This window comes from Nonomuraea basaltis (assembly GCF_005893125.1).
Lineage (GTDB): Bacteria > Actinomycetota > Actinomycetes > Streptosporangiales > Streptosporangiaceae > Nonomuraea > Nonomuraea basaltis.
This window is the reverse complement of the sequence record NZ_VCJS01000386.1, coordinates 1-7,028: the sequence shown is the minus strand read 5'-3', so window position 1 is coordinate 7,028 and position 7,028 is coordinate 1. Positions and strand designations below refer to the sequence as shown.

The window sequence follows — 7,028 nt, the reverse complement described above, 5'->3', positions numbered from 1 at the left end:
CCGAACCCCCCACCGGCCTGCCTGGCGAACCCTCCACCGGCCGGTCTGCCGAACGCCCCGGCCCCGTGCCCCTGCCCGAAGGCGCCACCGTCGGCCTCGTGCCCCTGCCCGAACGCCCCTGACCCGCCGAACGTGCCAGGTCCGCCGGAGGGACCGTACGACGTCGCCCCAGGTCCGCTCACCCGGCCCAAGCCCTCGTCGCGGCCCGTGGGGGCGATGCTGGGTGCCATGGCGCGCATCCGGTCCACCGCTCCCGGCAGCGCGAACTGCGCGCCCCCCAGGCCCTCGACGAAGTAGCCCCGGCGGCACCGGCCGCTCTCCTCGTAAGCCCGCAGGACCTGGTAGACGGGCGTGAACCCGCCCGGCAGCCGCTCAGACGTCACCGCCCCCCGGGTCACCACCCCATGCCGTTCCAGGAGGACCTCGGCCTGCGCGTTGGCCCGCTGGGTGGCGTCCGCGGCCGGTCCTGGCAGCAACCACCACCGCCCGCCCACGGTCGGCGGCCCGCTCCTGCTCGGCAGCACGGCCCGCCGCCGCCGCGTTGTCGCGGGCCGGTGCGCGGGCCGCCCCGTGCCGAGCGTGGCCCGCAGGGGCGCCAGCGTGTCGCCGGACACCCGTCCCGACCACACCAGGTCCCACAGCGCGGAGACCAGCGTCTGGTCGTCCAGCGAGCCGAGCTGGTCGGAGATCCCGCGGAAGAACAGCGCACCGCCGCCGCCCAGCAACTCCAGCACGCGTGCGTGGACCGGGGTCAGCGTGACCTCGGCGGGCTCGGGCAGCAGCAGTGGCGCCGTGTCGGCGAAGTAGAGCGACACCCACCCGTCGCCGCCGGGCAGCGACCCCTGCCCGGCCCACATCACCTCTCCCGACGAGGTCAGCTCGTCGAGCAGCGCCGGATGGTAGCCCGGCACCCGGGCGGGCAGCACCAGCGTCTCCAGCGCGGACGCGGGCACCGCGGCCCCCTGGAGCTGCTCGATGGAACGGACCAGCGAGTCCATGGCCCGAGCCGCCCCGCCACGGTCCGCTGTGGGCGAAGCCGAGCCGGTGATGCCGTGCCAGGCGGGCAGGAACAGGGCGAGCGTCTCCGGCGCGACCGGCTCGACCTCCTTCCTCAGCCGGGCCAGCGACCTGCGGCGCAACATTCGCAGCACCCCGGCGTCGCACCACTCCTCGCCCCGCCCGCCAGGCCGGAACTCCCCGCTGACGACCCGCCCGGACGCGGCCAGCCGCCGCAGGGCGTCGGTCACCACGGCCACGCCGAGCCCGAAGCGGGCGGCCGTCGTAGCGGCTTGGAAGGGCCCGCGGGTGCGGGCGTGCCGCGCCACGAGGTCGGCCAGCGGATCGGCCACCGGCTCCAGGAAGACGTGCGGAATCCCGACGGGCAGCGGCGCGCCCAGCGCGTCGCGTATCCGCGCCGCGTCCTCGATCGCCGCCCACTGCTCCTCGCCCGCGATGCGCACCCGGATGGCCCGCCGCGCCCGCTCCAGCTCCTCCAGCCAGGCGGGGTCGCCGCCGCGCACGCTCACATCAAGAGCCGGCAGCGGCCCGTGCGAGCGCAGCAGGTCCGCGAGGTCCTCCAGGTCGCGCAGCGGCCGGTCGAGCCTGGCCAGCTCCCGCTCGCTGTCGGAGATCACGTCGGGGTCGAGCAGCTCACGAAGGTCGGCCTGGCCCAGCAGCTCGGCCAGCAGCGTGGTGTCCAGCGCCAGGGCCTGCGCGCGGCGCTCGGCCAGCGGGGCGTCGCCTTCGTACATGAACGCGCCCACGTAGTGGAACAGCAGCGACGCCGCGAACGGCGAGGCCTGCGACGTCTCCACCTCCACCAGCCGCACCCGGCGCGCGGCGATGTCCCGCATGAGCCGCACCAGCCCCGGCACGTCGAAGACGTCCTGCAGGCACTCTCGCATCGTCTCCAGCACGATCGGGAAGGAGGCGTACTGTGAGGCCACGCCCAGCAGGTGGGCGGCCCGCTGCCGCTGCTGCCACAGCGGGCTGCGCCGGCCCGGCACGCGGCGCGGCAGCAGCAGCGCCCGCCCGGCGCACTCCCTGAACCGGGAGGCGAACATGGCCGACCCGCCCAGCTCCTCGGTGACGATCTGCTCGATCTCCTCGGCGTCGAACGCGGCGACGTCGGTGGGCGGCTCGGCCAGCGTGTCGGGGATGCGCAGCACAATCCCGTCGTCGGAGTGCACGGCCTGCACGTCGATCCCGTAGCGCTCGCGCAGCCGCCGGTTGATCGCCAGCGCCCACGGGGCGTGCACCCGAGCGCCGTAGGGGGAGTGGATCACCACCCGCCAGTCGCCGAGCTCGTCGTGGAAGCGCTCGACCAGGAGGGTGCGGTCGTCGGGGACGTAGCCGGTGGCCTGGCGCTGCTCGTCGAGGTAGGCCAGCAGGTTGCCGGCGGCGTATTCGTCCAGCCCGGCCGCCCGCACCCGCTCCGTCGACGCCTGCTTGGCCTGCTCGCGCAGGAACTGCCCGATCGCCCGGCCCAGCTCGGCGGGGCGGCCCGGCGCGTCACCGTGCCAGAACGGCAGCTTGCCCGGCTGCCCCGGGGCGGGCGAGACCAGCACCCGGTCGGTGGTGATGTCCTCGATCCGCCATGACGTCGCGCCCAGCACGAAGACGTCGCCCACGCGAGACTCGTAGACCATCTCCTCGTCCAGCTCGCCCACCCTGGACGCCCGCTCGCCCACCAGGAACACGCCGAACAGGCCCCGGTCGGGGATCGTGCCGCCGTTGGTCACCGCCAGCCGCTGCGCGCCCGGCCGGCCCTGGAGCGTGCCGGTGACGCGGTCCCACACGATGCGCGGCCGCAGCTCGGCGAACTCCTCGCTCGGATAACGCCCGGCCAGCATGTCGAGCGTCGCCTCCAGCGCGGTCCGCGGCAGTGTGGCGTAGGGGGCGGCGCGCTTGACCACCGACTCAAGCTCGTCGACCGTCCACTCGTCCAGCGCCGTCATCGCCACGATCTGCTGGGCCAGCACGTCGAGCGGATTGCGCGGATAGCGCAGCTCCTCGATCTGGCCGCTCTTCATCCGCTCGGCCACCACGGCGGTCTGCACCAGGTCGCCCCGGTATTTGGGGAAGATCACGCCCTTGGACACCGCGCCGACCTGGTGGCCCGCCCGGCCGATGCGCTGCAGCCCGCTGGCCACGCTCGGCGGCGCCTCCACGCACGCGACGAGGTCGACCGCGCCCATGTCGATGCCCAGCTCCAGGCTGGAGGTGGCGACCACGGCGGGCAGCCTGCCCGACTTGAGCGCCTCCTCGATCTGCGCCCGCTCCTCTTTGGAGACCGAGCCGTGGTGCGCGCGTACGATCTCCGTCACGACGCCCTTGCTGGCCCCGGCCTGCGCCATCATCTCGGCCGGCGTCCGCTTGGGCGGCCCGGTCTCCCAGATCGAAAGGTCGACGGCCTCCGTGTCGTGCTCCCGGCTGTAGGCCAGCTCGTTGAGCCGGGTGCACAGCCGCTCGGCCAGCCGCCGCGAGTTGGCGAACACGATGGTGGAGCTGTGCGCCTTGATCAGATCGAACAGCCGGTCCTCGACGTGCGGCCAGATCGACCTGTTGGCGGGCTCCTCGCCGGCCGGTGGACCGCCCTCCACCTCGGTCATGTCCTCGACGGGGACCACGACCTCGATCTCGATCCGCTTGTCCGACGGCGGCTGCACCACGGTGGCCGGCCGGCTCCCGCCCAGGAACGCCGCCACCTCGCTCACCGGCCGCACGGTCGCCGACAGCCCGATGCGCTGGGCGGGCCGCTCGAGCAGCGCGTCCAGTCGCTCCAGGCTGAGCGCCAGATGGGCGCCGCGCTTGGTCGCCGCGACCGCGTGCACCTCGTCCACGATCACTGTCTCGACCCCGCGCAGCGCCTCCCGCGCCTGGCTGGTGAGCAGCAGGAACAGCGACTCCGGCGTGGTGATCAGGATGTCGGACGGCTTGGCCGCGAAGCGCCGGCGGTCCTGGGCGGGCGTGTCGCCGGAGCGGATCGCCACCGAGATCTCCGGCACCGCCAGCCCGAGCCGCCGCGCCGTCTGCTTGAGCCCGGCCAGCGGCGCGCGCAGGTTGCGCTCCACGTCCACGGCCAGCGCCTTGAGCGGCGACACGTAGAGGACGCGCGTCCCCTTGTGCTCGTCCGGTGCGGCCGCGAGCCGGTCGAGGGACCACAGGAACGCCGCCAGCGTCTTGCCCGAGCCGGTCGGCGCGACGACCAGGGTGTTGTCGCCACGCGAGATCGACTCCCAGGCCCCCTCCTGGGCGGCCGTGGGCGATTGGAAGGCTCCAGCGAACCATTGCCTGGTCATCTGGCTGAACTGGGCTAGCGAGCTCACCTGCCCATAGTGCCTCGCGCCACCGACAGAAAACGCATTGGCGCCGCGGCGCGTGATTGAGCGAGCGTCCTGGCGGACATACAGCGACCGTGAGCATTGATTATGCGGCCATCGAAGCCCGCCGTGCGGAACTCAGGCAGCGTTATGTCTTACCGCACCGTCCGTCGAGCAGCGCCCGGGGACTGCATCACATCGCCCTGCTGTCGTCGGATGTGGAGCGCACCATCAAGTTCTACCAGGACCTCCTGGAGTTCCCGCTCACGGAGATCATCGAGAACCGGGACTACAAGGGCTCGAACCACTTCTTCTTCGACATCGGCAACGGGAACCTGCTCGCGTTCTTCGACTTCCCCGGGCTCGACCTGGGCGCTTACCAGGAAGTGCTCGGTGGTTTGCACCACATCGCGATCTCGGTCGATCCCGCCACCTGGGAACGGCTGCGCGGGAAGCTGGAGATGGCCGGCGTGCCGCACCAGATAGAGAGCGGCGCCTCCATTTACTTCAAGGACCCCGACGGCGCCCGGCTGGAGCTGCTCGCCGACCATCTCGGTGAGATGTACGGCTCGCGCGTGTTGTGACTTGACGTCGCTTGCGACCTACCGCCGCGACGCCCTTCGCGCACGCGGCCTGCCCGCACGTGGTTCCCGCCTGATGCCGGCGTGTCTTTCTGATCGCTCCGCCTTCTCCTTCTGTACGGCGAGACGCAGCGTGAGCAGCAGCCGGCGGCGCTTGGCCCGGGCGGCCTTGGTCTTGGCTGTCTTCGGGGGTGAGGACTTGGGGGTCTTCGGCATGCGGATGTCTTACCCACCTCCCGCGCGCTTCCATACTTGACTGCATGCGGTTGACGGAGTTCTGGAGACGGATGAACGCTCATTTCGGTGAGACGTACGCCGAGTCGTGGGCCCGCGACTACGTGATCGCCCCGCTCGGCGGGCGCACGGTCATGCAGGCGCTGGCCGACGGCGAGAGCGCCAAGACCGTCTGGCGGGCCGTCTGCCAGGTCGAGGACGTCTCACCCCGGCTGCGCTGAGGCCAGCGTCTCGCGCAGCGAGCCGGCCGTGCGCTCCAGATCGTCCGCCCGCCCCTGCCCGCCGGGCGACCACAGGAACAGCCACCCGCTGGCCGACGGGGTGGCGAAGACGATCGTCTGGCGGCTCGTATGCGGATGCCACACCCACAACACCGGATCGTCGCCGCCCACCATGCGGCTCACCAGCCCCTGGCGGGGCAGCAACTCGGCGAGCGCCTCCAGATGGGTGCGCCGTTCCGCCGTGTAGCCGCTTGTCACGTCGCCCCTCCAACCGTCGCCCCTCCAGTGAGTCTCCCCAGCTCACCGCACATGACAACACGTCGGCGGCAACGATCGGGCGGCCGGGTCCATGAGGATGCGCATGCGCGCGAAATCGAACGTGAGCGCGTACGGCTTGAAGAACGCGTGCGTCGGCAGGCCGCCGACGCCGGAACCCGAAACCGTGCTCGAACCACTCAGGGAACGCTCCGGCCAGGTCCGGCCGGCGCTCTGAAGGCGGGCGAATGACGGCGGCCTGCGTGTTCCTGCTGTGATCGAACAGCCGTTCGGCTACGATGGGGGAACGCCGGGCCACGTCTTCCTCGGCAGTCGCAGAAAATGTCGGTGGCAGGCCGTAGCTTTCACTCGACTGATCGGACCACGACCCTCCAGGGGAGTTCCCATGGCTATCAACGACCGCGAGAAGGCCCTAGAGACCGCGCTCGCTCAGATCGAGCGGCAGTTCGGCAAGGGCTCAGTGATGCGCCTGGGCGATGACGCCCGAGCTCCCATCGAGGTGATCCCCACGGGGTCGATCTCTCTGGACGTGGCACTCGGCATCGGCGGCCTGCCCCGCGGCCGCATCGTCGAGGTCTACGGCCCCGAGTCCTCGGGCAAGACCACGGTCGCCCTGCACGCGGTGGCCAACGCCCAGCGGGCCGGCGGCATCGCGGCGTTCATCGACGCCGAGCACGCCCTCGACCCCGAATACGCCAAGAAGCTCGGGGTGGACACCGACGCCCTGCTGGTCTCCCAGCCCGACACGGGCGAGCAGGCGCTCGAGATCGCCGACATGCTGATCAGGTCCGGGGCCGTCGACATCATCGTCATCGACTCGGTGGCCGCGCTGGTGCCCAAGGCCGAGATCGAGGGCGAGATGGGCGACAGCCACGTCGGCCTCCAGGCCCGCCTCATGTCCCAGGCCCTGCGCAAGGTCGCGGGCGCCCTCAGCAACACCGGCACCACCGCCATCTTCATCAACCAGCTCCGCGAGAAGATCGGCGTCATGTTCGGCAGCCCCGAGACCACGACCGGCGGCAAGGCGCTCAAGTTCTACGCCTCGGTCCGCCTGGACATCCGCCGCATCGAGACGCTCAAGGACGGCACGGAGGCGGTCGGCAACCGCACCAGGGTCAAGGTCGTGAAGAACAAGATGGCCCCGCCCTTCCGCGTCGCCGACTTCGACATCCTCTATGGCGTGGGCATCTCCCGCGAGGGCGGCCTCATCGACATGGGTGTCGAGCACGGCTTCGTCCGCAAGTCCGGGGCTTGGTACACGTACGAGGGCGACCAGCTCGGCCAGGGCAAGGAAAACGCCCGCAACTTCCTGAAGAGCCACCCCGACATGGCCAACGAGATCGAAAAGAAGATCAAGGACAAGCTGGGCGTGGGCCCGCGTCTCGACACCCCCG

General features: G+C 71.6%; 7 protein-coding genes. 4 read left to right on the top strand and 3 right to left on the bottom strand.

Annotated elements, in window-relative coordinates; translation table 11 throughout:
• Window positions 1-4,301, bottom strand: a 4,301-nt coding sequence (locus EJK15_RS66170; protein WP_240778071.1) for an ATP-dependent helicase, incomplete at its 3' end; no start/stop codon positions are given.
• A 116-nt stretch (window positions 4,302-4,417) separates the two neighbouring features.
• Here EJK15_RS66170 and EJK15_RS66165 point away from each other — a divergent pair.
• Window positions 4,418-4,906 (top strand): VOC family protein, encoded by a 489-nt coding sequence (locus tag EJK15_RS66165; RefSeq protein WP_138720417.1) that lies wholly within the window; start codon window positions 4,418-4,420, stop codon window positions 4,904-4,906.
• Between the two features lie 18 nt (window positions 4,907-4,924).
• Here the strand turns inward: EJK15_RS66165 and EJK15_RS66160 are convergent, their stop codons facing one another.
• Complete coding sequence (locus tag EJK15_RS66160) at window positions 4,925-5,119, bottom strand: hypothetical protein (RefSeq protein WP_138720416.1); 195 nt, start codon at window positions 5,117-5,119, stop codon at window positions 4,925-4,927.
• Window positions 5,120-5,163: 44 nt separating this feature from the next.
• On the opposite strand from EJK15_RS66160, the gene EJK15_RS66155 reads away from it, so the two are divergent.
• Window positions 5,164-5,358: a DUF3046 domain-containing protein gene (locus EJK15_RS66155; RefSeq protein WP_138720415.1), complete on the top strand. Its 195-nt coding sequence runs from the start codon at window positions 5,164-5,166 to the stop codon at window positions 5,356-5,358.
• Here EJK15_RS66155 and EJK15_RS66150 read toward each other — a convergent pair.
• Window positions 5,341-5,616, bottom strand: coding sequence for a hypothetical protein (locus tag EJK15_RS66150; RefSeq protein WP_138720414.1), 276 nt, complete (start codon window positions 5,614-5,616; stop codon window positions 5,341-5,343). The two genes, EJK15_RS66155 and EJK15_RS66150, sit on opposite strands and share 18 nt — an antisense overlap.
• 103 nt (window positions 5,617-5,719) lie before the next feature.
• Between EJK15_RS66150 and EJK15_RS76985 the strand changes: the two genes are divergently transcribed.
• Window positions 5,720-5,851, top strand: a complete 132-nt coding sequence (locus tag EJK15_RS76985) for a hypothetical protein (RefSeq protein ID WP_276615606.1) — start codon at window positions 5,720-5,722, stop codon at window positions 5,849-5,851.
• Window positions 5,852-6,019: 168 nt separating this feature from the next.
• Window positions 6,020-7,028: recombinase RecA (gene recA / locus EJK15_RS66145; RefSeq protein WP_138720413.1), on the top strand; the 1,009-nt coding region annotated here is incomplete at its 3' end.

What these genes read in the sequence shown, in the direction of transcription:
- EJK15_RS66160 (WP_138720416.1), bottom strand. Translation starts at nt 5,119, where the DNA reads ATGCCGAAGACCCCCAAGTCCTCACCCCCGAAGACAGCCAAGACCAAG.
- EJK15_RS66155 (WP_138720415.1), top strand. Translation starts at nt 5,164, where the DNA reads ATGCGGTTGACGGAGTTCTGGAGACGGATGAACGCTCATTTCGGTGAG.
- EJK15_RS76985 (WP_276615606.1), top strand. Translation starts at nt 5,720, where the DNA reads ATGCGCGCGAAATCGAACGTGAGCGCGTACGGCTTGAAGAACGCGTGC.